Consider the following 18,816-nt stretch of genomic DNA (forward strand, 5'->3'; position numbering starts at 1 on the left):
TGCAGGGAAAATCAAACTGGTATAATGGCGTAACCAAATTTGCGGGGGCCGCAAGGGCAAGCAGTGTTGTGTTGTGGAACGCCTTGCTGACGGCCCCAAAGGAACAGATCGAATGACTATCAGGCCGCCGGAGCCCATTATCCGCCGCAAGCTTTCTCATCAGATTGAAGAGCGGCTGCTGGCTCAGATCCAGAATGGCGATGTTGCCCCTGGGGACCCTCTCCCGTCCGAACGCGAGCTCATGGCGCTCTATCAGGTAGGACGGCCGGCAATCCGCGAGGCGATGCAGAATTTGCAACGGATGGGGCTGATCGAAATCCGGCATGGCGAACGGCCAAAGGTCGCCCAGCCCTCACTGGAGCAGGCGATCCTGCAGATGGGTCAGACCATGCACCACGTGCTGTCTCACTCGGAAAGCAGCTTGGATCACCTCAAGCAGGCAAGACTGACTTTTGAGATGGAAATGGCACGCATTGCCTCTCGCAGCCGCACGCAATTGCAGATCGATGAAATGCGGCGGCTGGTGGACAAGCAAAAGAACGTTGCCCATTCGGCTCCGGAATTTATGGAGCTGGACGGGCATTTTCACTTCGAAATTGCCCGGATCAGCGGCAATCCGATCTTCGCCGCTCTGAGCGAAGCGCTTTTCTCCTGGCTTGCGAAATTTCATGCGCATCTGGTGCGCAGTCCGGGCCATGAAGACCTCACCATTCTCGAGCACACCGCCATTCTCGACGCTATCGAGAGCGGAGACGCGGAGCGCGCCGCCCAACAGATGAGCGACCACCTCAACCGCGCAAACGCGCTCTATAGCGTTGCGAATAATCAGAAGGTTGGACACTGAAGATTATGGGAAGGCCATGAGCTACAGCCCGCTCGACGAACCGGAAAGTATCGCCAAGGTCTTTGTCGAGGCCTGGGCCCGACGGGATGCCGAAAAGCTGGCCTCGCTTTTCGATGAGGACGCCGAGTTCGTCAACGTCACGGGACTATGGTGGCACAATCGCGACGAGATAAGAAAGGCGCATGCCTATGGCTTCGCGCACATCTTCGGCCAATCGACATTGCGCCTCGTCCGAATGAAGGTGAAGACCCTGTCGCCCAGCATTGCGGTCGTGCATGCCAAGCTCCGTCTCGAGGGACAAGCATCCGCGTCAGGGATTTCTGCACCTGCCCCGCGCCACACCATCCTGTCCTTCGTCGTGCATCGGGCCGCGGATCGCTGGAGTTGTGCATCGGCGCACAACACCGATATCATTCCGCATATGGAAACGAACATCGCGGGTTCGGACGGAACGTTCCGATCGGTCAGCTACCGGCGCTAGGGCGTTTCAGCTTTTCATGGAAGCGGTGGCATTCGTGTCCTCTTCCTCGCAAGGCTATCGCCTATGGCGTGGAGACGTATCTTTCCCGGTCGTCACCCTCGCGCTTGACGCGAGGGCTCTTGCGACAGATCCGCAAACAAAGAACCCTCGCGTCAAGCGCGAGGGTGACGAGCGGGGTGAGACGCCGATTCCGTCAAAGCCAGAACCGCTCTGGGCAAGTGGCCTCCCTACCTGGCGTGTCCGCTCTCTTTGTGACGAAAGGCCTTTCGCGGATCGGTCGGGGCCACTTATCAATCGGTGATGAAATCCTCACGTGCCGGGGTGAAGCTGTCGACGAGGTGACCTTTTTCCAAGGCTTTGACGCCATGCACGAGGCCGGAAGGGACAATGAAAGTCCCACCTTGTTCAAGGATTTGGCTCGTCCCATCGATCGTGACTTCAAAGCGGCCCTCGGCGATGAAGCTGGCCTGAACGTGGGGATGAGAATGCAGGGCGCCGATAGCGCCTTTTTCGAAGCCGAATTCCACCAGCATCAATTGGGGCGTGTGTAGCAGAACCCGCCGCTGATTGCCGTCGGGCGCAATTGTCCAGGGGGTTTCGTCGTATTGAGAAAATAATTTGATATCAGTCATTTGGGTTCCCTATCGCGCCAACCAGCCGCCGTCGACGGGGATGGTGGCGCCATGCATATAATTGGATGCGGAGGCCAGAAGGAAGACCGCGGCGTCGCCAATGTCGGACGGTTCGCCCCAGCGGCCGGCGGGGATGCGCCCCAGAATCTGGGTGTTTCGATCCGGGTCGTTGCGGAGGGCTTCGGTGTTGTTGGTTTCGATATAACCCGGGGCTATGGCGTTGACGTTTATGCCTTTTTGGGCCCATTCGCAGGCCAGAAGTCTGGTCAAACCCATAATACCGGATTTGGACGCGGTATAGGAGGCGACGCGGATACCGCCCTGAAAGCTCAGCATTGAGGCGATGTTGACGATTTTCCCTGTTGCACCGGGGGTTTGCACCACGCGACGCGCGAAGGCCTGGCAGAGGAAAAACGCCGCTTTCAGATTGACGCCCATGACGTCGTCCCAGTCCTCTTCGGTGAAATCGAGGGCATCGGCACGGCGGATGATGCCGGCATTGTTGACCAGGCCGTGGATGGGGCCATGGGCGTCCCAGGCCGCGTCCAGCATGGCATGTGGCGGCATAAGCGGGTCGAGATCGGCGAATATGGGCGTGATCGGCGCTTCCATGTGGGATAGGGCGGCAGCCTGGCGCGACGTGTCGTCCATATTGGACCGTCCGGCCGCCAGAACGCGCCCTCCGGCGCGCACCACGGCCAGCGCGATGCCCTGTCCGATGCCGGTATTGGCGCCGGTGACCATGATGGTTTTCCCTTCAAGGGAAAATGCCGAAAGGTCGATCACAACAGGTCCCCGGGCTGGACCGGTTCGACGTCGGTATAATCGACATTGTCGCCGGCCATGGCCCAGATGAAGGTATAATTGGCGGTACCGGCTCCCGCATGGATCGACCAGGGGGGCGAAAGCACGGCCTGTTCGTTGGCGAGAACCAGATGGCGGGTCTCGGCGGGCTCGCCCATCAGATGGATGACGCGCTGGTCGGGATCGAGGTCGAAATAGAGATAGGCCTCCATGCGGCGCGAATGGATATGGGCGGGCATGGTGTTCCAGATCGAGCCGGAGGCCAGCGTGGTCATGCCGACGACAAGCTGGCAGGTCTCGACCGAATGGGTGAACTGGAAGATCGAGCGCTCGTTGCAGGTATCGGACGCGCCAAGATCGAGGCGGTTGGCGTCGCCGATGCGGATATGGCGCGTAGGATGGTCGGCATGGGCCGGGGCGCTGACGAGGTAGAACTTGGCCGGGGCGGCCGGATCGTCCGAAGCGAAGGCGACGGTCTTTGCGCCGCGACCGACATAGATCATGTCGCGCGCGCCGAGGGGATAGGCGGTGCCATCGACGCTGACAATGCCCGCACCGCCGATATTGACGGCGATCAGCTCACGCCGGTCGAGAAAATTCTCGGTGCCGGTGGGCTTGATGGTTTCGAGCGGCAGGGCCCGGTCAGTGGGCGCGGCGCCGCCGACGATCATGCGGTCGTAATGGGTATAGGTGAGCGAGATTGCGCCGGGCGCGAACAGCTCGTCGATCAGGAAATTTTCGCGCAGGGCGCGCGTGTCCATGCCGGCGGCGGTGACCGGATCGACGGCGTGGCGTGAGGTAAAATTCATCGTCATGTCAGAACCACATACTCTGTCAATTGTGCAATGTCGGTATCAGCCTTGAGGACGTCGAAAACCTTCGTGCCATGGCTCATGATCACGAAGCGGTCGCAGACCTGATAGGCGTGATAGATGTTGTGAGTGACCAGAACGCTCGAAACGTTCTCGGCCTTGAGCTTGAGAACCTGTCCCAGCAGCGCCTCGGTTTCGCGCACCGAAAGGGCCGAGGTCGGCTCGTCCAGCAGCAGCACGCGGCGCTTGAAGAAGACGGCGCGGGCGATGGCCACGGCCTGTTTCTGCCCGCCGGACAGATCGCCGACCAGTTTGTCGGGGCTGTCGATGCCCGAAATGTGGACGGCCGATTTCAGCACCTCCATGGCGATCTCGCGCATCTCGCCTTCCCTGAGGAAGCCAAGGGCGTTGGTGCGCTCGCGGCCCATGAAGATGTTGCGGGTGATCGAGAGGTCGTCGACCAGAGCGGTGTTCTGGTAAATCGTCTCGATGCCCGCTTCGGCGGAATCGGTGCGGCAGGTGAACAGCGTCTGCTTGCCGTCGACCGACAGATGACCCGAACTGGGACGGTGGATGCCCGAGATCAGGTTGACGGTGGTCGATTTGCCCGCGCCATTGTCGCCCAGAAGCCCGATGACCTCGCCTTCCCCGATATGGAAGCTCAGTTCGTTGAGCGCCACGAGGCCGCCGAACCGCTTGGTGATGGAGTGAAGTTCGAGAATGGGTGTGTTCGCCATCATGCCGTCCCCCGCCGTTCGATGAGCTGGTTGAGGATGGCCGCGCCCACGATGAGGACGGCGATGAACATTTCGAGATAGAAGCCCGGCGCGCGCAGCAGCAGCAGCACGTTGGTGATGGTATGGATCAGCAATACGCCCAGGAACACCCCGATGATCGAGCCACGCCCGCCGCGCAGCGACAGGCCGCCGATGACGCAGGCGGCGATGGCCTGGAGTTCGAGCCCCGTGCCCTGGCCCGGCTGGACCGAACCGACGCGGGAGGTGGCGAGAATGCCCGCCGCCGCCGCCATGCCGCCGGCAATGGCGAAGGCGATGATCTTGACCCGCCCCGTATTGATGCCGATGGCGGTGGCCGCTGCGCGGTTGCCGCCGGTGGCGAAGACGTGGTTGCCGAAGCGGTGATGGTGCAGCAGCGCGTAAAACCCGATGCTGAGCGCGACGAACCACAGGAAAGCGGCGTTGAAGCCGAACAAAGTGCCCGCGAAGATATCGGAAAAGAGCGGCTCGGGGTCGAACCGCACCTGCACCGCACCATTATAGAGCAGCACCGCCCCGCGCCAGAACAACAGGCCGCCCAGCGTGACGATGAAGGAGGGCAGGTGAAACCGCAGCGTGATCAGTCCATTGAGCACCCCGATGGCGACGCCGATCAGGATGGCCAGCGGCGCGGCGAGAAAGGCGCTCATCCCCGCTTCGACCTGCACGGCCATGACGATGGCGGTCAGGGCATAGACCGAGCCGACTGAAAGATCGAACTCGCCCGCGATCATCAGGACGCCGACTCCGAGCGCGAGGCATCCCAGCACCGGCACGGCGCGCATCAGGATGGCGAGGTTCTGCGGCGACAGATAGCGGAAATCGTCGGGATGGAGCAGCGCCCAGATGATGCAGGCAAGCTGGATGATGCCGAACACCAGAAGAATGGACCCGGCCGGATTGGCCAGGAAGCGGCGGGCATAATGGCCGGCCCCGCGTGGAGGTGGGGCAGAAACGCCTTCGGCGATGGGCGTCATGGAGCGGGCTCCCTTGGAGTTTTCGTTGCGGTGGGGCATTTCGAGCGTTTCCGATCCGTCGCACCGGATTATCTGGCTCGTCGTCCTCGGGCTTGGCCGGGGACGACGAGTTCGGGAAGCGAAACGATGGTGCCTAGCGATAGGAGCCGATCAGGTCCTTGATGGCCGTGATCCGGCTGGCATCGAGGAAGGCGCCCTGGCCCGTATCCACATCGGTCGGGGTCAGCCCGTAGCGGGCCGCCATGGCGATCTGGGCGATCGGGTGATAGCCCTGAAGATAGGGCTGTTGGTCCATGGTGGCGAACATCTCGCCCGATTCCACCGCATTGGCGATTTCGACGGCGAGATCGAAGCCCGCAAAGGGCACGTCGACCCCCGCATCGCGGATGGCGCCCGCCCCCACGGTCGAGGTGACCGAGCCGGTGCCGAACACGGCCTTGACGTCCGGATTAGCGATCAGGAACTGGGTCATGATGTTCTGGGCTTCGGCAGGATCGAGGCCGGCGCGAACGGATTCCACGATGATGCCGTGTTCGCCCATGGCCCGCTCGATGCCGCCGCCACGGGCGACCGCGAAGGTGGCTTCGGGGATTTCGCGCGGGTTGAACACCACGTCGCCTTCCTGCAAGCCGAACGCATCGATCATGCGCAGCCCGAGCTCGTATCCCGACGCTTCCTCGTTCATGCCGACATAGGCCTGGCGGCAATTGCCGTCCGCGCCTTCGAGGTCGTCATTGTTGAAGCCGATGACGATGATGCCCTGTTCGACCGCCGCGCAGATGGAATCGTCGAACGCGTCCGAGGACGAGATGGCGACGGCGATGCCGTCGACCCCGGCGGCGGTGGCGCTTTCGATCAGGTCGGTCTGCCGGACCGGATCGTTATTGGCATATTGCACGTCGAGGCTGACATTGAACGCCTCGGCCGCGTCCCGCGCGCCCTGTACGACCGGATTGAAAAACTGAACGCTGGGATCGAGATAGATGATCATGGTCGCGGTGACCTGCTCGTCCGGCCCCACGCTCTGGGCCATGGCGGTCGAGCACAGGAGCGAAGCGCCCATGAGCCCGGCGGCGGCGGCATAGGATAGTCCCTTGAATGACATTTCCGGTTTCCTCCCTTGGATGTGTCAGACAATCGTCTTCGGCCGCGACCCCTCTCGACGCGCCGCCGATTTCTTCCGCGTGCTTTGCGGTCAGCCGCCGAACCAGACCGGCGGCTTTCCGAAGGTGACGTGGATGCCCTTGAACTGGGAATATTCGTCGAACCCGTAGCGGCCGAGCTCGCGCCCGACGCCGCTTTTCTTGTAGCCGCCGATGGGCAGCTCGGCGGTGCCGTCGATCACCGAATTGATCCAGCACCGCCCCGCCCGCACCCGGCGGATGGTCTGCATGGCGTTTTCGAGATTGGTCGACCATACGCTGGCCGAGAGCCCGTATTCGCTGTCATTGGCCAGCGCCACCGCCTCATCCGCCGTGCGAAAGCCGATGGTCGAAAGCACCGGGCCGAAAATCTCCTCGCGCGCTATGCTCATCTCGGGCCGAACGCCGGCAAAAACCGTCGGCTGGAAGAACAGCCCGTCCCCGCTTTCGGCCGCGCCGCCGATCAGCACTTCGGCCCCCTCGCTCTGGCCGGCCCTGACATATCCATCGACCTTTTGCAGATGCTGGCGCGAGATCATGGCGCCGATCTTGGTGCGCTCGTTGAGCGGGTCGCCGAACGGCACGCGGCGCGAAATATCGAGGACGCGGGCCAGAAGATCGTCGCGGATATCCTCGTGCACCAGCAGCCGGCTGCCCGAAATGCAGCATTGGCCGGCATTGTGATAGACGCCATAGGCAATGCCATCCGCGGCGGCGTCGAGATCGGCGTCGGCGAAGACGATCTGGGGGCCCTTGCCGCCCAGCTCCAGCCCGACGCGCTTGACCTGCCTGGCGGCGATTTCGGCCAAATGGCTGCCGACCCGGACCGAGCCGGTAAAGGCGATCATGTCGGTGCGCGGGTCCTCGGCCAGCGTCTGGCCGGCAGGGTCGCCATAGCCGGTGACCACGTTGAACACCCCTTCGGGCAGGCCCGCCTCCAGCGCCAGCTCGGCCATCATGATCGAGGTTCCCGAGGTGAGTTCGGACGGCTTGAGCACCACGGTGCAGCCCACCCCGATGGCCCAGGGCACGCGCTCGGACGCGATGATGAAGGGGAAGTTCCACGGGGTGATGATGCCCACGACGCCGATGGGCTCGCGCAGGACCAGGCCGAGGCGATCATCGCCGATAGCGTTGTGGCTCTGGCCTTCGAGCGCCCGCGCCTGGCCGGCGGCATAGGTCCAGAGATCGGCGCAATAGAGGATTTCGCCCTTGGCCTGCGTGATGGGCTTGCCGACTTCGAGGCATTCGGCCAGCGCCAACTCATCCGCGCGGGCGACAATCCGATCGGCCACCCTGAGCATGATCGTCGAGCGCTCGGCCCCCGACATAAGCGGCCAGGGACCGTTATCGAATGCCTCGCGCGCCGCCCCGATGGCGAGTTTGACATCATCGGCGGAAGCCTCGGGCCAGATGCCGACGATCTTGCCGTTATGGCCGGGGCTTTCGCGCTCGATGAGCTTGCCAGATTGCGCGTCGACCGATTTGCCGCCGACCACCATCCGGTAGCGCCGGGGGGCGGCGAGGCGGGCATCGGCCAGGTCGGGGCGGATGTAGCTCGATTGTTGGCTCATGGGCAAACGGCGTTTCGCCTTCCTCCTCGGGGTCGCAATTTTTGCTGTTGTATGGTAGGGTATGGTAGTACATTCCAGTTGTCAACGGATACAATGGCGCCCATGAACATCGAATCATTGAGACTGGAAAAACTGGGAGACGTCGGCGCCAGCTCGGCGTTTCAGGTGGAGCGGGATTTGCGCGAGGCCATCATTCGTCTCGAATTGCTGCCCGGCACACGCCTGTCCGAGCAGGAGATCGCCGACCGGCTCGGGGTGTCGCGCCAGCCGGTGCGCGAGGCGCTGATCGCGCTGGCCAAGTCCAAGCTTGTCGAAGTGCGATCCAAGCGCGGCACTTACGTGGTCAAGATTTCGGCGCGGGAAATGATGGAAGCGCGCTTCGTGCGCGAGGCGATCGAGACCGCGGTGGTGCGGCGGGCGTGCCTCACCTTTGATCCCTGGGTGCGGGCCTCCATCGACGCGATCCTCAAGCGTCAGGCCGCGGCGAGCGAGGCTCAGGATTACAACCGCTTCCGGCGCGAGGACGAGCAGTTCCACATGGCGCTGGCCAGCGGGGCGGGTTGCGCCATGGCCTGGAGCGTCATCGCCGACGTCAAGGCCCATATCGACCGGGTCTGCAACCTCCAGTTGCGCAAGCCCGATTCCATGGGCGCACTGATCGCCGAGCACCACACCATCATCGCCGCCATCGACGCACGCGACGCCGATCGCGCCGAGCACGCCATGAAAGCTCATCTCGAAGGCATCATCGAGGACCTCCCACAGATTGAATCGGAAAACCTGGATTTGTTCGAGTGAGGATTTCCGGGGCAACCGAAGCGACGCTTCTCCCTTGCCACAGTCGATATTCCGGCCATCAGCATTCGCCGACGATCACTGGAGTTCCGCCTTCGCCAATCTGACCACCATTTCATTGCGATCGGCGGCATCGTGAACCAGCCTCGATTGCGGCCTCCTACTGTGGCGCTTCGGAGCGTTACGGTCGGCACACCTGCCCTATAGCTTGCCGTTTCGGCAGAGCTGCCCGCTATATCCATGCATCCCAACTTACGTGTGGCGGGCAATTCGATGCGCCCCGGACATAAATTTTCGGAGCGGCCAAGGTTTTCCAATGCGCTGCCGTCTTACAGGCAGAAACAATCCGGAGACCTCAAATGAGCTATCGGGCCAAACCGCTATTGTTTGTTGCCATCCTGGCTGGCCTTTCCGCGCCCGCCTTTTCCGCCGAATTCCAGCGCGATATCGATGCCGGTCATTCCTTCTGGGGTGTCGGGCGGACGGGGGTGATGTGCTATATGGCGCCGTGTCCCTGGCAGGGCATCTTCCCCATTTCAGCGGATAAAAACGAGCGGGGCTTTCCGATAGCCCGCCAAAATCAGCCCGAACCGCGCTTCACGAGTGCTGACCCCGCCGTCACCCGAGCCGTTATCGCCGCCTATGCCAAAGGCGACTGCCTCATCGTGGAGGGGAAGCGGATCGGGGACGGGTTGGATATCGCGAGAATAATCGGCCAATGCTGAGCTGGCCGGGTAACGATATTACAAGGAGGCAATATTGTTTTTACGGTTCAAAACGCCGCTGATCGCCGTTCTGCTTGGCATATTGCCATTCTTCGTTTTTCTGGGCTGTTCGCAGACCGTTACCGTAAACGGCGCAACGGTCAGGGACGAGCAAATCAACCTTGTCGGCATGGTTCTGGCGGTTGCCGGGCTGGGGCTCGCCTTTACGGTCCTGCGCCCCTCTGCTCCCCGGGATTCTGCCCGCAAAATCCTTGCGGCTGTTGCGGGCGTGCTGTGTCTGTTGCAGCTCGCCGCCTCGTTGGACCTCATCCGTCCGCTGGACTGGCTCACGCCCGATTCCGACCTGCCACCGCTTGCCTATAACGGGCTCAGCGACGGAAATCGAAACATTGTAGGCAGCATGCGATCTCATGAACCGTTCCGTTTTCACGCTCGATGATACGCATCAGCACATGGACTACGCTGACGTCTGCCATGCGGGCCGGTATCGCATCGATTACGACGCTCTGATCGCCCTGTTTTCGGTCCTTCCCGAAGCGCAGCAGGATGAGGTGAAGGAAAGAGCGGCCGAGTTGCGGCGACCGGCGCCGGATGCCGAGGACTGCACCTCCCGGCGCACCAATTATGCCATGGGTAAACTGGTCGATGACGTGAACCAGCAAAGAGACATGCTCGCCATCCTGCGGGATGGCTATGTGGCCTTAATGGAGCAGGACATCGGTGGAGGACAATAATGAACGACAAGGAACTGCCACGAGGGCGAAAAGCCGCCGCATGGTCGGTCGGGCTGATTACGGCAACGCTTCTTGGTTCATTACCAGCAGAGGCGCAGATGGCAGACCCGCCGCACCGGGATAGTCAAGAGGCAGCGAGGGCGTTCACGGATCATATCGAGCGCTTCCTCGAAACAGTGCCGCTTGAGCGCCAAAAATTCGAGGTCCGGGCCAATCGATGCCAGGCCCCGGACGGGAGTATGCGCGATGATATTTATACCATCTGGATCGGCACGCGTCTGGTGGCGGCCAATGACGATGCCGGCGCCGTTCTCGAAGAAGTATACGCGCAGTGGCAGGACAAGGGCTGGACGCTGACCCGGGACCGAAGGCTCGACAATGGCGGCGTCAACATTGCCGCCATAGAGCCAGGCAGGGAGAACGTTTACAGCCTCGACTCGGGATTTCACGCCGGCCCACAACGCATTGTGGTGGGCTATTTCAACACCCCTTGCTACGCCGATCCCTCCGGCTTTGTACCCTTCGGCGCCCTGCACAAAAACGACTGACGCAATGGATATATGTCTATGAAGGTGCCGGATCCTTACCGGCGTATAAGCGCCAGCTAGGTTTCATCTGCCAGCCAGACCGGCGCGATGCCGAGACCGTAGGATAGCCGTTTTGAAACGGCAATTTGCGGCTAAACCTTTGAAACTATTGGCGCGCCTTGAGGGCGCGACTTCGAACGAATTATTCGAGGTTTTAGCCGATTGGAACACCCATCTTGAGTACCTGAAGGCTGGCAAGCCTCCGGTGCCGCCATGTCCTTAGATGGCACTTTCAACCACACCGCCACAACCGGCCCAGCCAGAGCAAAACGCCTCGCGCCCTTTTCGATAAGACTGAGCGAGACGGACCGCGCCCGCTTAGCTATGGAGGCTGCGGGCGCTCCGCTTGGTGCCTATATCAAAGCCAAACTTCTGGATGGGATGCCTGAGAGGCGCAAGCGCCGAAAGGTCCTGGCCATAGAGGACAAGAAGGCGCTTGCGCGGGCACTGGCACTGCTTGGTCGCTCTGATCTTCTTCGCTCCTTGCAGGATATGGCCCGCGCCGCCGAGATCGGGGCGCTCGCCCTCACCCCGGAAACCGAAGCCGAACTGCTCGCCGCGATTGCGCTTGTGCAAGAAATTCGGTCGGCGCTGCTGGTTGCTCTCGGCCATCGTGCAGGAGGCCGCGCATGATCCTCAAAGCCTCACAACGCGGCGGCGGTCAGGATTTGGCGGCGCACCTGATGAAGATGGATGACAATGAGCATTTGTCTGTTCATGAGCTGCGCGGCTTTGCCTCTGACAATCTGCGTGACGCTTTTCGCGAAGTTGAAGCGATCAGCAAGGGCACGAAGTGCCGCCAGTATCTTTTCTCGCTTTCGCTCAGCCCGCCTGCCGACGCGCGGGTGTCGGTGGATGATTTTGAAAAAGCCATAGGCCGCATCGAAAAACATCTCGCCCTCGAAGACCAACCGCGCGCGATTGTCTTTCATGAAAAAGAAGGCCGCCGCCATGCTCATGCTGTCTGGTCGCGCATTGATGCGGACACGATGACCGCTAAGCAAATGAGCTTTTTCAAACAAAAGCTCATGGGCGTTTCGCGCGAACTCTACCTTGAGCACGGCTGGAAATTGCCGCGCGGTTTGGAGCGCGCAAGCGAGCGTAATCCAACCAACTTCACACTGGCGGAATGGCAGCAGGCAAAACGCCAGGGCATTGATCCACGCTGGCTCAAATCCACGCTGCAAGATTGCTGGCAGCGCTCTGACAACTCATCATCTTTCGAGCGGTCCATCTCAGAACGCGGCTTCTTTCTCGCACGAGGCGATAAGCGCAGCTTTGTCATCCTCGATCATCAGGGTGAAGTCTGGTCCCTCCCGCGCATGCTGGACCTCAAAACCAATGAGGTACGCCAGCGCCTTGGCGAGGGTGATCACCTGAAATCCGTCGATGAAACCAAGGAAATAATTGGGCAGCGTATGACGCCTGCCCTCCGGCGGCATATCGAAGAATCCAAGAAGTCCTTCGCGAAGCGGTCCGCCGAATTGAACGCGGCAAAATCCGCGATGACGCAAGCGCACCGAACAGAACGGGCAGCGCTCAGCACCCGGCAGGCCGTGCAATGGGAAACAGAAACCCGAGAGCGTGCGGCGCGCCTGCCAATGGGCCTGCGCGGCCTGTGGCACCGTATCACCGGCCAGTATCGCGACGTTCGCCGTGCCAATGAGCACGAAGCGGAGCAATCGCGCCAGCGACAAACGCACGAGCGGCAAAGCCTGATCGACGCGCAGCGTGAACAGCGCGCCGCGCTTCAAATGGACTTCAAAGAGCTGCGGAGCGCTCAGGCCAAGCAGCTCCTGGAGCTGCGCGGCGACATCGGGCGCTTCTTCAAATTCACTCGTAACCATCAAACGCAGGACCAATCGCGTCGGCGATCCATCGGCCTGCGTCTCGAACGTTCATAGGGAGTACTGGTATGAACCAGCAACGATACAACAAGGCGCAACCCGCCGATTATATCGGCCTGATCGTGATGGCCGTTGTGTTGGTGGCCATGGCGCTGTTTTTCTTCTTCGCTTTCATCGCCTTTGTGTTGACCATCATCGCGGCGTTGGCATGGTCGAAGCCACTGGCTTTAGGCCCTATTCACATAGAACCAGCGCGAGCGCGTGCCTTTATCAAGCGCGGCCTTTTGGGAGCAGTCTCACTGATCCTGTTCGTGGCGATATGCGCCATCATGATGCGCACGCCTCTTCAGCAAAGCACCGCCTGGGTCATGATGGCGATTGGCTATTGTCTCGGCTCGGTTGGTATCGAAGCGATCTTAGTCCTCGCGCAAAGGCGCGCAGCCCCGGCCGAGCATCCGGTCAACGAACAAAGTAACACCCTCGATGTCCCTCGTCGGGATGCGCTGCCATCCCCGACATTCACTTATGCGTCCTGGGACGATGAGGAAGAGCGTCGATCATGAGCAGCCCATCGCGCCCCCTTCACGTTCTTTGGATGCTCATATCTCGCTACCAGCAATATCTTGCCTGGCGGGACGCTGCGCAAATGCGCACCGCCCGCATTCGGGCGGAGACACAGGCACAGCAACAACTGCAAGCCATGCTTCACGCAAATCCAAGTGGCCAGCTTGGCCATGCGGTCCTCGATGATGAATCCGCCTTGAGAAAGTCCAGGCTGATCGAATGAAGCATCCCAGTGAATACAAAAACCTCAGAAAAGGCATTGAGCTGGGCTTCTTTCGGGGTCAGCCAGTCGTCTATGGCGGCACAGAGCCCGTGGCCATAGATGCGCAGGCAGGCAAGGGAAAGCTCACCAGATTTCTTGCACCGAACCTTGTATCGCCGCGCACGGCGCATCTGACCAAGATCATCACAGATCCCAAGGATGCAGAGCTTGCCTGGGTGTCGTGGAAAACGCTTGAGCGGCAGGGCTACATTGTTCGCTTCATCAATCCCGGTAATCTCTACGGCTACACATCAGACAGCTACAACATCAATTCGCGTGTTATCGAGATTGCGGCCCGTCCTGAGCTTTATGGCATTCTGAATGAAGCCGCGTATGACGCGGCAAGCTATCTGGTGCCTATTGATCCAAACCCAGCTCATCGCTGGATCGGGCAAGGCACACGCTCTGCCTTTGCGCTCTATAATAAGATCACGGCGCGTTTCCCATCGGAACGCTGGCCTTGCACCCCCGGCGGATTGTGGGATTTCTTTGGGCGCTCAGCGGATGAAATCGCTGACGATCTTCTAATATGGGCCAGTGATAACCGGATGCAGGACGATTCCGGCATGTGTCAGCAAATTGCTGGTTTGACCGCTTCGAACGATCAGTGGAACGCCTATTCTTCGCTGGTCATCGAACGGCTGCAAGCATTCCAGCCTGGCGCGGCAGCGCGCAGAGTGACCGAGCACAATTCATTCGATCCGGCTGAGATGAAAACTACGCCTACGGCATTGTTCATTATTGGATCGGCCACGTCAGATAGTAGTCGCACCTTCGTCGGGGCAATGACGGCGGCAATCATCCAGCGCTTCGTCTCAGCGCACGGCCCCCTCCGCGCCCTCGTTGTGGGCGAGGAATGGGGTCAGCTTTACGTCTCGAACTTCCATGAAATCCTCACCCTCTACCGTGAGGGCGGGATCAATTTCCTCGGTGTATTCCAAAATGCCGCTGCGCAGATCGAATCCCGCTATGGCCGCGAAACGTCCCGTCTCTGGAAGAAGGCCGTCGCGCACACGCTCTATCGCGGCCTGCCCGACGATCAAACGCTGAAAGACATTGAACATCGTTCAGGCAAAACTTCCATCATGGTGCGCGGCTTCAACGTCAACAACAACCAGGTCAACGGGTCAGGCGATAATCTTGTTGAGCAATCACGCCCACTCTTGCAGGTGGAAGATATTCGACGCGCCACAGGCGGCGACAAAGGCCTGCTCGATTCTCGCGATCACGGCTTCTTCACCCCCGATTTACCAAACTACTGGGACAGATCCGAGCTTTCTGGCATGTTGCGCGATGCTCGTTGCAAGGCTAAATTCAGTATTCGCTATCGCAAGTTCTAAAAGTGGACATTGAGAATAAGGTGAAAATGAACTACAATAAATCTCAATATAGTTCCTAGAGGCACATTACAAATGATCCAGAATGACGATGAAACCTCCAGGACTTATCGCAAGGGCTCCTCAGAATCCATAGTCGAGAGATTTAGCATCAACGGGTTACATGGCTATAGGTCTATTTCCCTTTCATCCCCCTACGCTGCGACCGTCCTAATCGCTCAAAATGGGTCCGGAAAAACAACTTTACTTGGCGCTTTAGATGCATTTCTAAAAGGACAATACTCTAGGCTTAAAGAAATAATATTTACAGAAATACGTTGCAAACTTCGTGATGTAGAAAAAGAACTCGTTCTTCGCCGGGAAGACATAATTAGCCTGTTTGATATACCAGCTGAGAGCGAAATTTCACGACTGGCGCGTAGGTCAGATCAAGATCCGCTAGTCTTGTTAACTTTTCTTATAGAAGATTTTGATCGGCTCAAGTTGGATTTGCGCCTTATGGACGATGAACCCGTCTACACTGCGGTTCGAAACGTAGTTGGATATCGCCATGTTGATGTGGTGGAAGCCCTTGAAAAGGCCAAAGTTAGTGCATTCGCACATTCGCCTGAGCTTTTGTCCATTAGCCAAGCCGTGGCGTCGGTCCTTAAAGACACAGAGATTGTATACCTTCCCACTTATAGACGAATAGAAATACCTTGGACTGCTGAGCAAGATTCACCGTATAGAAGGAAGAAACGAACGAAATTTCGTTTCAATAAATCTGGATTATTTTCAGGCGATATACAATTTGGTTTGGCCGACATCTCGGAGCGACTTTCTGATTTAAATCAGAAGATCCTGATAGATTCTAACAAAGGCTATCGCCAAATCAGTGCCGACATTGTCAACGAGCTTATCGACGGGACGTTGGAAAGAGGAAATTACGATTCAGAAGCGATCCCCACTCAAGCGGATCTCAGTTTATTTTTTTCTCGGCTCAAAGAAGGCCGTCGCGTCGGCCCTTTTCAATCATTTCAAGATGTGTCCGTACCAAACATCGAAAAGATTTATTCAGGCGGAGAAATTCCGACAGAATCAAATAAATTTCTAAGATATTTCTTGAGTAAGCTTAGCGCTGTGATTGACGCGACCAGTGTAGTGGAAAAACCTGTTCAAGATTTTATTGATAGTTGTAACAAGTACCTGTCTCCCCGAATGGCTGAGGACTTTATGCCTCGCGACAACAACAAGGGAGACCGTATTGCAGGTATTGATGATAAGATGTTGCGTCTCGACCGGCGGACGCTGCAGGTTTACGCAGAGAGTGTGCGATCCGGTCGTAAAATTTCTCTAGAAGCATTATCGTCTGGCGAGAAACAAATGGTCTCACTATTCGGAAAACTGTTTCTCTACCCAAACAAAAAAATAGTACTTATTGACGAACCGGAGCTTTCTTTGTCACTGGATTGGCAAAGAGAGATCATTCCAGATGTTATAAACGCTCCACTATGTCAGCAAATTATTGCGATCACTCATTCTCCGTTCATTTTTGACAATGCCTTGGACCCATTCGCACGACCTCTCGAGTTAGCAATTGATGTAGAGGCCGCACAAAAATTGGACCCTGAAGCTGGCTTGGAAGATTTGGATGACTGAAATAAATGTTGAGCGCGTCGAGAGCACCTATATTGATGAACTGAAAAGCTCCAGGGCAAATCCATCTGTTTTGAAGATAGGCCTTATAAGCTTACGTTCTATGATCCCGAATACACCAATTTTTGTTTTTGAAGGAAATGACGACAAAATAGTTTACTTCACATGGATTAGCAGGTTGCGCCCAGGATTGAAGTACGAGCCGTTTCCTTGCTCTGGAAAGAGGCAAACTTTGCAACTTAGAAGAGCTGTAGAAGCGGATATGAACAATTTAGGAGAAAATGTCTTCTTCTTTATTGATCGGGATTTTGACGATTTGCAGGGCCATCCATGTGGGGATGCCACCTACATGACAGAATTCTATTCAATAGAAAATTACTTGGTTACAGAAAACGCGCTGCGAGAGTTCCTAAAGAATGAGTTTCACTGTCATTCAAGGCCGGACATACGCGATCCCATCGTTATAATATTCAGCGGTGTTTACGATAGATTTTTAGCTGTTAGCAAAGATGTGAATTTCCGCCTGTTTGTAGGAAAGCGGTTGGGGCTAAAGCTCAAAACGCATGTTCCTGATCGAATTCAAGATGTGGCGTTAGTGGGCCTCTCAGAGGTCACTCCGCCAACAAAAAATGCAACTGAAATTGTCCAGTTTGAGACCGAACCAAGTGTTGAAGTTCTAGCGAGTATGAGGGAAGAATTTGAGATGCTCGTGCCCGCAGAAAGATACCGTGGTAAGTTTGCTTATTGGTTTTTTGAGCGTTGGTTGTCCTTACTCGCAGATGACTACTCGAATGACAACACAGCGCATTTCGGTGCGTTGACGCCGCCGAAGGCTAAAGTCCGCCGATCAGAAATCGTATTAACCAGTTTTGCAGCCAAATCTGACGCGCCAAACGGCCTGGCCGAATTTCTTGCCAAAGTTCAGTGAAGTGTTGTTGATGCCTCCTTAGCCTGGGGGATGCAACGGGGGCGCGCTAGCGGCCCCCTTGCCAAGATTGCGGTACTACACCGCACATCTTGCGAAGAGCGCTATCTCCCCTTCCGGGATTATCCAACCTCCACCTTGAACGCTTCAAGATGATCCACCATGCGCCTGTAAAGGGTCCGTGGTGACAGCGGTGTCTCGGCTTTAAGATCGATTGCTCCACTGCGTTTTCGTACCGCGTCCAGAGCAGTTGTCACCGTCCGGTAGTGCATGATCTGTAGGTATGGCAGAGAGGCGAAGGGCTTCTCTCGCATGCCCAGCATTGCGTAAAAGGCACGCGCGCCGCTGGCTTCGCGGACGATCGTTTCAGCCAAGCCGCGTGCGTGGTCGCGCCCCTCTTCGTCCATGTCGGCGCGCAGTGCTGCCGGGATCGGACATTTCCGGCACAGGCGGCTTTGCCTATTGCCGAGCGCGTAATTCCGTTGGCAGAAGCGGTCGAAGTAACAAGCCGCGATTGGTTCAGCTAGAACGGACATATGCACATCAATGGGCGTGGCATCGTAAAGCGATGCCGAGCGCATCTGGTGCCAGATCATGAATTGCGACGCTGAGAGCGCGTCTCGCAGTGCGATATAGGCAGCCCGCGCAACCCTCGGGCTGACTTGGGCAATCGCCGCGACCTTCTTCACGGGCAAGCCGATACAAAAGCCATAAAGCAGATCATGCGCGGCCTCGGTAGAGAACCGCACGTTGAGCATCAGGCCATTGCCATGCATTTTCTGCAATAAATCCTAGCCCCCGCGGCCCGCTAACGTTCTGAGATCTAACGGGCCAGCGGCCTGACACCAGCAAAAACTGATTAGTTTGCCCTGGTGTACCGTTGCGAGCGGCGATTTCATAACCAAGAATCGAGCAAGCAACTGAACAAATTAGGAATGATTTCCTTGTTTGTTCGCTAAATGTTCTATATTATCAGCACAGCTTAAAGAATAGCTGGAAAGGAGGCTGAAGATGAGCGGGATTGATATACTAGACAATAATGGCAAGGCCGAGTTGATTTCTTCGGCTTCACTGGCTCCGGCGCTCGCCCAGCCCCTCAGTTTGATCCTGAGGATTATCGGGCGGATATCGCTGTTCTTGGAATGACCGAACAGCAGGAGGCCGAATTCCTCCACACGCTCTGGTCGATCATGGGCCACTTTGCCCGTCTCGGCTATTCGGTTGATCTCTGTGGACTGATCTTCGCGGAGTTTAACGAGGCGTCCGCCCCTGTTCCCGGAAATGGTACGCTGCTTCCATCAACCAACATGGAGAGCGCATCGAAACCTGACGGAGGCAGCGCATGACCGATTCAAACATCAAA

General features: G+C 58.0%; 24 protein-coding genes. 16 read left to right on the forward strand and 8 right to left on the reverse strand.

Features of this window, described 5'->3' with window-relative positions:
- The first annotated feature begins 112 nt into the window (after window positions 1-112).
- Together nanR and O9Z70_RS11830 are read left to right on the forward strand one after the other, a co-directional pair.
- Window positions 113-844: a transcriptional regulator NanR gene (gene nanR, locus O9Z70_RS11825; protein WP_286019652.1), complete on the forward strand. Its 732-nt coding sequence runs from the start codon at window positions 113-115 to the stop codon at window positions 842-844.
- Window positions 845-860: 16 nt separating this feature from the next.
- The gene (locus O9Z70_RS11830) at window positions 861-1,325 is read left to right on the forward strand and encodes an SgcJ/EcaC family oxidoreductase (protein ID WP_286019653.1); all 465 of its coding nucleotides are present in this window, start codon (window positions 861-863) and stop codon (window positions 1,323-1,325) included.
- Between the two features lie 290 nt (window positions 1,326-1,615).
- Here the strand turns inward: O9Z70_RS11830 and O9Z70_RS11835 are convergent, their stop codons facing one another.
- From O9Z70_RS11835 to O9Z70_RS11865, 7 genes are all read right to left on the reverse strand, one after another.
- Window positions 1,616-1,957 carry a cupin domain-containing protein gene (locus tag O9Z70_RS11835; RefSeq protein ID WP_286019654.1) on the reverse strand — a complete coding sequence of 114 codons (342 nt, stop codon included), beginning with the start codon at window positions 1,955-1,957 and terminating at the stop codon, window positions 1,616-1,618.
- 9 nt (window positions 1,958-1,966) lie between these two features.
- The gene (kduD, locus tag O9Z70_RS11840) at window positions 1,967-2,701 is read right to left on the reverse strand and encodes a 2-dehydro-3-deoxy-D-gluconate 5-dehydrogenase KduD (protein ID WP_502870199.1); all 735 of its coding nucleotides are present in this window, start codon (window positions 2,699-2,701) and stop codon (window positions 1,967-1,969) included.
- A gap of 38 nt (window positions 2,702-2,739) precedes the next feature.
- On the reverse strand, window positions 2,740-3,570 hold the full coding sequence (gene kduI, locus O9Z70_RS11845) for a 5-dehydro-4-deoxy-D-glucuronate isomerase (protein WP_502870127.1): 831 nt from the start codon (window positions 3,568-3,570) through the stop codon (window positions 2,740-2,742).
- A 2-nt stretch (window positions 3,571-3,572) separates the two neighbouring features.
- On the reverse strand, window positions 3,573-4,310 hold the full coding sequence (locus O9Z70_RS11850; RefSeq protein WP_286022006.1) for an ATP-binding cassette domain-containing protein: 738 nt from the start codon (window positions 4,308-4,310) through the stop codon (window positions 3,573-3,575).
- Entirely contained in the window at window positions 4,310-5,257 is a 948-nt protein-coding gene (locus O9Z70_RS11855; RefSeq protein WP_502870200.1) for an ABC transporter permease, read from the reverse strand. The genes O9Z70_RS11850 and O9Z70_RS11855 overlap by 1 nt, the downstream gene beginning before the upstream one ends.
- A 202-nt stretch (window positions 5,258-5,459) precedes the next feature.
- Window positions 5,460-6,431, reverse strand: a complete 972-nt coding sequence (locus tag O9Z70_RS11860; RefSeq protein WP_286019658.1) for a sugar ABC transporter substrate-binding protein — start codon at window positions 6,429-6,431, stop codon at window positions 5,460-5,462.
- Window positions 6,432-6,521: 90 nt separating this feature from the next.
- Window positions 6,522-8,042, reverse strand: a complete 1,521-nt coding sequence (locus O9Z70_RS11865) for an aldehyde dehydrogenase family protein (RefSeq protein ID WP_286019659.1) — start codon at window positions 8,040-8,042, stop codon at window positions 6,522-6,524.
- Between the two features lie 102 nt (window positions 8,043-8,144).
- Between O9Z70_RS11865 and O9Z70_RS11870 the strand changes: the two genes are divergently transcribed.
- The 12 genes from O9Z70_RS11870 to O9Z70_RS11925 all read left to right on the forward strand — a co-directional run bounded on the left by O9Z70_RS11870 (window position 8,145) and on the right by O9Z70_RS11925 (window position 17,456).
- The gene (locus tag O9Z70_RS11870; RefSeq protein ID WP_286019660.1) at window positions 8,145-8,840 is read left to right on the forward strand and encodes a GntR family transcriptional regulator; all 696 of its coding nucleotides are present in this window, start codon (window positions 8,145-8,147) and stop codon (window positions 8,838-8,840) included.
- A 356-nt stretch (window positions 8,841-9,196) separates the two neighbouring features.
- Complete coding sequence (locus O9Z70_RS11875) at window positions 9,197-9,562, forward strand: hypothetical protein (RefSeq protein ID WP_286019661.1); 366 nt, start codon at window positions 9,197-9,199, stop codon at window positions 9,560-9,562.
- 34 nt (window positions 9,563-9,596) lie between these two features.
- Entirely contained in the window at window positions 9,597-10,001 is a 405-nt protein-coding gene (locus tag O9Z70_RS11880; protein ID WP_286019662.1) for a hypothetical protein, read from the forward strand.
- Window positions 9,973-10,296 carry a hypothetical protein gene (locus tag O9Z70_RS11885; protein WP_286019663.1) on the forward strand — a complete coding sequence of 108 codons (324 nt, stop codon included), beginning with the start codon at window positions 9,973-9,975 and terminating at the stop codon, window positions 10,294-10,296. The genes O9Z70_RS11880 and O9Z70_RS11885 overlap by 29 nt, the downstream gene beginning before the upstream one ends.
- Window positions 10,296-10,844, forward strand: coding sequence for a hypothetical protein (locus tag O9Z70_RS11890; protein ID WP_286019664.1), 549 nt, complete (start codon window positions 10,296-10,298; stop codon window positions 10,842-10,844). The genes O9Z70_RS11885 and O9Z70_RS11890 overlap by 1 nt, the downstream gene beginning before the upstream one ends.
- A gap of 252 nt (window positions 10,845-11,096) precedes the next feature.
- A complete protein-coding gene (locus O9Z70_RS11895) occupies window positions 11,097-11,516 on the forward strand; it encodes a hypothetical protein (RefSeq protein WP_286019665.1) in 420 nt (139 codons plus the stop codon).
- The gene (locus tag O9Z70_RS11900; RefSeq protein WP_286019666.1) at window positions 11,513-12,787 is read left to right on the forward strand and encodes a relaxase/mobilization nuclease domain-containing protein; all 1,275 of its coding nucleotides are present in this window, start codon (window positions 11,513-11,515) and stop codon (window positions 12,785-12,787) included. The genes O9Z70_RS11895 and O9Z70_RS11900 overlap by 4 nt, the downstream gene beginning before the upstream one ends.
- An 11-nt stretch (window positions 12,788-12,798) precedes the next feature.
- Entirely contained in the window at window positions 12,799-13,293 is a 495-nt protein-coding gene (locus O9Z70_RS11905) for a hypothetical protein (protein WP_286019667.1), read from the forward strand.
- Window positions 13,290-13,517 carry a hypothetical protein gene (locus O9Z70_RS11910; RefSeq protein WP_286019668.1) on the forward strand — a complete coding sequence of 76 codons (228 nt, stop codon included), beginning with the start codon at window positions 13,290-13,292 and terminating at the stop codon, window positions 13,515-13,517. The genes O9Z70_RS11905 and O9Z70_RS11910 overlap by 4 nt, the downstream gene beginning before the upstream one ends.
- Window positions 13,514-14,896, forward strand: a complete 1,383-nt coding sequence (locus tag O9Z70_RS11915; RefSeq protein ID WP_286019669.1) for a type IV secretory system conjugative DNA transfer family protein — start codon at window positions 13,514-13,516, stop codon at window positions 14,894-14,896. The genes O9Z70_RS11910 and O9Z70_RS11915 overlap by 4 nt, the downstream gene beginning before the upstream one ends.
- Window positions 14,897-14,968: 72 nt before the next feature.
- Window positions 14,969-16,531 carry an AAA family ATPase gene (locus O9Z70_RS11920; protein ID WP_286019670.1) on the forward strand — a complete coding sequence of 521 codons (1,563 nt, stop codon included), beginning with the start codon at window positions 14,969-14,971 and terminating at the stop codon, window positions 16,529-16,531.
- The gene (locus tag O9Z70_RS11925; protein WP_286019671.1) at window positions 16,524-17,456 is read left to right on the forward strand and encodes a DUF4435 domain-containing protein; all 933 of its coding nucleotides are present in this window, start codon (window positions 16,524-16,526) and stop codon (window positions 17,454-17,456) included. Before O9Z70_RS11920 ends, O9Z70_RS11925 begins: the two co-directional genes overlap by 8 nt.
- 119 nt (window positions 17,457-17,575) lie before the next feature.
- Here O9Z70_RS11925 and O9Z70_RS11930 read toward each other — a convergent pair whose 3' ends face one another.
- On the reverse strand, window positions 17,576-18,229 hold the full coding sequence (locus tag O9Z70_RS11930) for a hypothetical protein (RefSeq protein WP_286019672.1): 654 nt from the start codon (window positions 18,227-18,229) through the stop codon (window positions 17,576-17,578).
- 235 nt (window positions 18,230-18,464) lie between these two features.
- Between O9Z70_RS11930 and O9Z70_RS11935 the strand changes: the two genes are divergently transcribed.
- Together O9Z70_RS11935 and O9Z70_RS11940 are read left to right on the forward strand one after the other, a co-directional pair.
- Entirely contained in the window at window positions 18,465-18,599 is a 135-nt protein-coding gene (locus O9Z70_RS11935; protein WP_286019673.1) for a hypothetical protein, read from the forward strand.
- Window positions 18,596-18,799 (forward strand): hypothetical protein, encoded by a 204-nt coding sequence (locus O9Z70_RS11940; protein WP_286019674.1) that lies wholly within the window; start codon window positions 18,596-18,598, stop codon window positions 18,797-18,799. Before O9Z70_RS11935 ends, O9Z70_RS11940 begins: the two co-directional genes overlap by 4 nt.
- Window positions 18,800-18,816 lie beyond the last annotated feature (17 nt).

This window comes from Devosia sp. YIM 151766 (assembly GCF_030285925.1).
In the GTDB taxonomy this organism is placed as follows: domain Bacteria; phylum Pseudomonadota; class Alphaproteobacteria; order Rhizobiales; family Devosiaceae; genus Devosia.

Bases quoted from the DNA above. Each gene is read 5' to 3' on its own strand.
- nanR (WP_286019652.1), top strand. From the start codon at position 113: ATGACTATCAGGCCGCCGGAGCCCATTATCCGCCGCAAGCTTTCTCAT.
- O9Z70_RS11830 (WP_286019653.1), top strand. From the start codon at position 861: ATGAGCTACAGCCCGCTCGACGAACCGGAAAGTATCGCCAAGGTCTTT.
- O9Z70_RS11835 (WP_286019654.1), bottom strand. From the start codon at position 1,957: ATGACTGATATCAAATTATTTTCTCAATACGACGAAACCCCCTGGACA.
- kduD (WP_502870199.1), bottom strand. From the start codon at position 2,701: ATGGTCACCGGCGCCAATACCGGCATCGGACAGGGCATCGCGCTGGCC.
- kduI (WP_502870127.1), bottom strand. From the start codon at position 3,570: ATGAATTTTACCTCACGCCACGCCGTCGATCCGGTCACCGCCGCCGGC.
- O9Z70_RS11850 (WP_286022006.1), bottom strand. From the start codon at position 4,310: ATGGCGAACACACCCATTCTCGAACTTCACTCCATCACCAAGCGGTTC.
- O9Z70_RS11860 (WP_286019658.1), bottom strand. From the start codon at position 6,431: ATGTCATTCAAGGGACTATCCTATGCCGCCGCCGCCGGGCTCATGGGC.
- O9Z70_RS11865 (WP_286019659.1), bottom strand. From the start codon at position 8,042: ATGAGCCAACAATCGAGCTACATCCGCCCCGACCTGGCCGATGCCCGC.
- O9Z70_RS11870 (WP_286019660.1), top strand. From the start codon at position 8,145: ATGAACATCGAATCATTGAGACTGGAAAAACTGGGAGACGTCGGCGCC.
- O9Z70_RS11875 (WP_286019661.1), top strand. From the start codon at position 9,197: ATGAGCTATCGGGCCAAACCGCTATTGTTTGTTGCCATCCTGGCTGGC.
- O9Z70_RS11885 (WP_286019663.1), top strand. From the start codon at position 9,973: ATGAACCGTTCCGTTTTCACGCTCGATGATACGCATCAGCACATGGAC.
- O9Z70_RS11890 (WP_286019664.1), top strand. From the start codon at position 10,296: ATGAACGACAAGGAACTGCCACGAGGGCGAAAAGCCGCCGCATGGTCG.
- O9Z70_RS11895 (WP_286019665.1), top strand. From the start codon at position 11,097: ATGTCCTTAGATGGCACTTTCAACCACACCGCCACAACCGGCCCAGCC.
- O9Z70_RS11900 (WP_286019666.1), top strand. From the start codon at position 11,513: ATGATCCTCAAAGCCTCACAACGCGGCGGCGGTCAGGATTTGGCGGCG.
- O9Z70_RS11905 (WP_286019667.1), top strand. From the start codon at position 12,799: ATGAACCAGCAACGATACAACAAGGCGCAACCCGCCGATTATATCGGC.
- O9Z70_RS11910 (WP_286019668.1), top strand. From the start codon at position 13,290: ATGAGCAGCCCATCGCGCCCCCTTCACGTTCTTTGGATGCTCATATCT.
- O9Z70_RS11915 (WP_286019669.1), top strand. From the start codon at position 13,514: ATGAAGCATCCCAGTGAATACAAAAACCTCAGAAAAGGCATTGAGCTG.
- O9Z70_RS11920 (WP_286019670.1), top strand. From the start codon at position 14,969: ATGATCCAGAATGACGATGAAACCTCCAGGACTTATCGCAAGGGCTCC.
- O9Z70_RS11925 (WP_286019671.1), top strand. From the start codon at position 16,524: ATGACTGAAATAAATGTTGAGCGCGTCGAGAGCACCTATATTGATGAA.
- O9Z70_RS11930 (WP_286019672.1), bottom strand. From the start codon at position 18,229: ATGCATGGCAATGGCCTGATGCTCAACGTGCGGTTCTCTACCGAGGCC.
- O9Z70_RS11935 (WP_286019673.1), top strand. From the start codon at position 18,465: ATGAGCGGGATTGATATACTAGACAATAATGGCAAGGCCGAGTTGATT.
- O9Z70_RS11940 (WP_286019674.1), top strand. From the start codon at position 18,596: ATGACCGAACAGCAGGAGGCCGAATTCCTCCACACGCTCTGGTCGATC.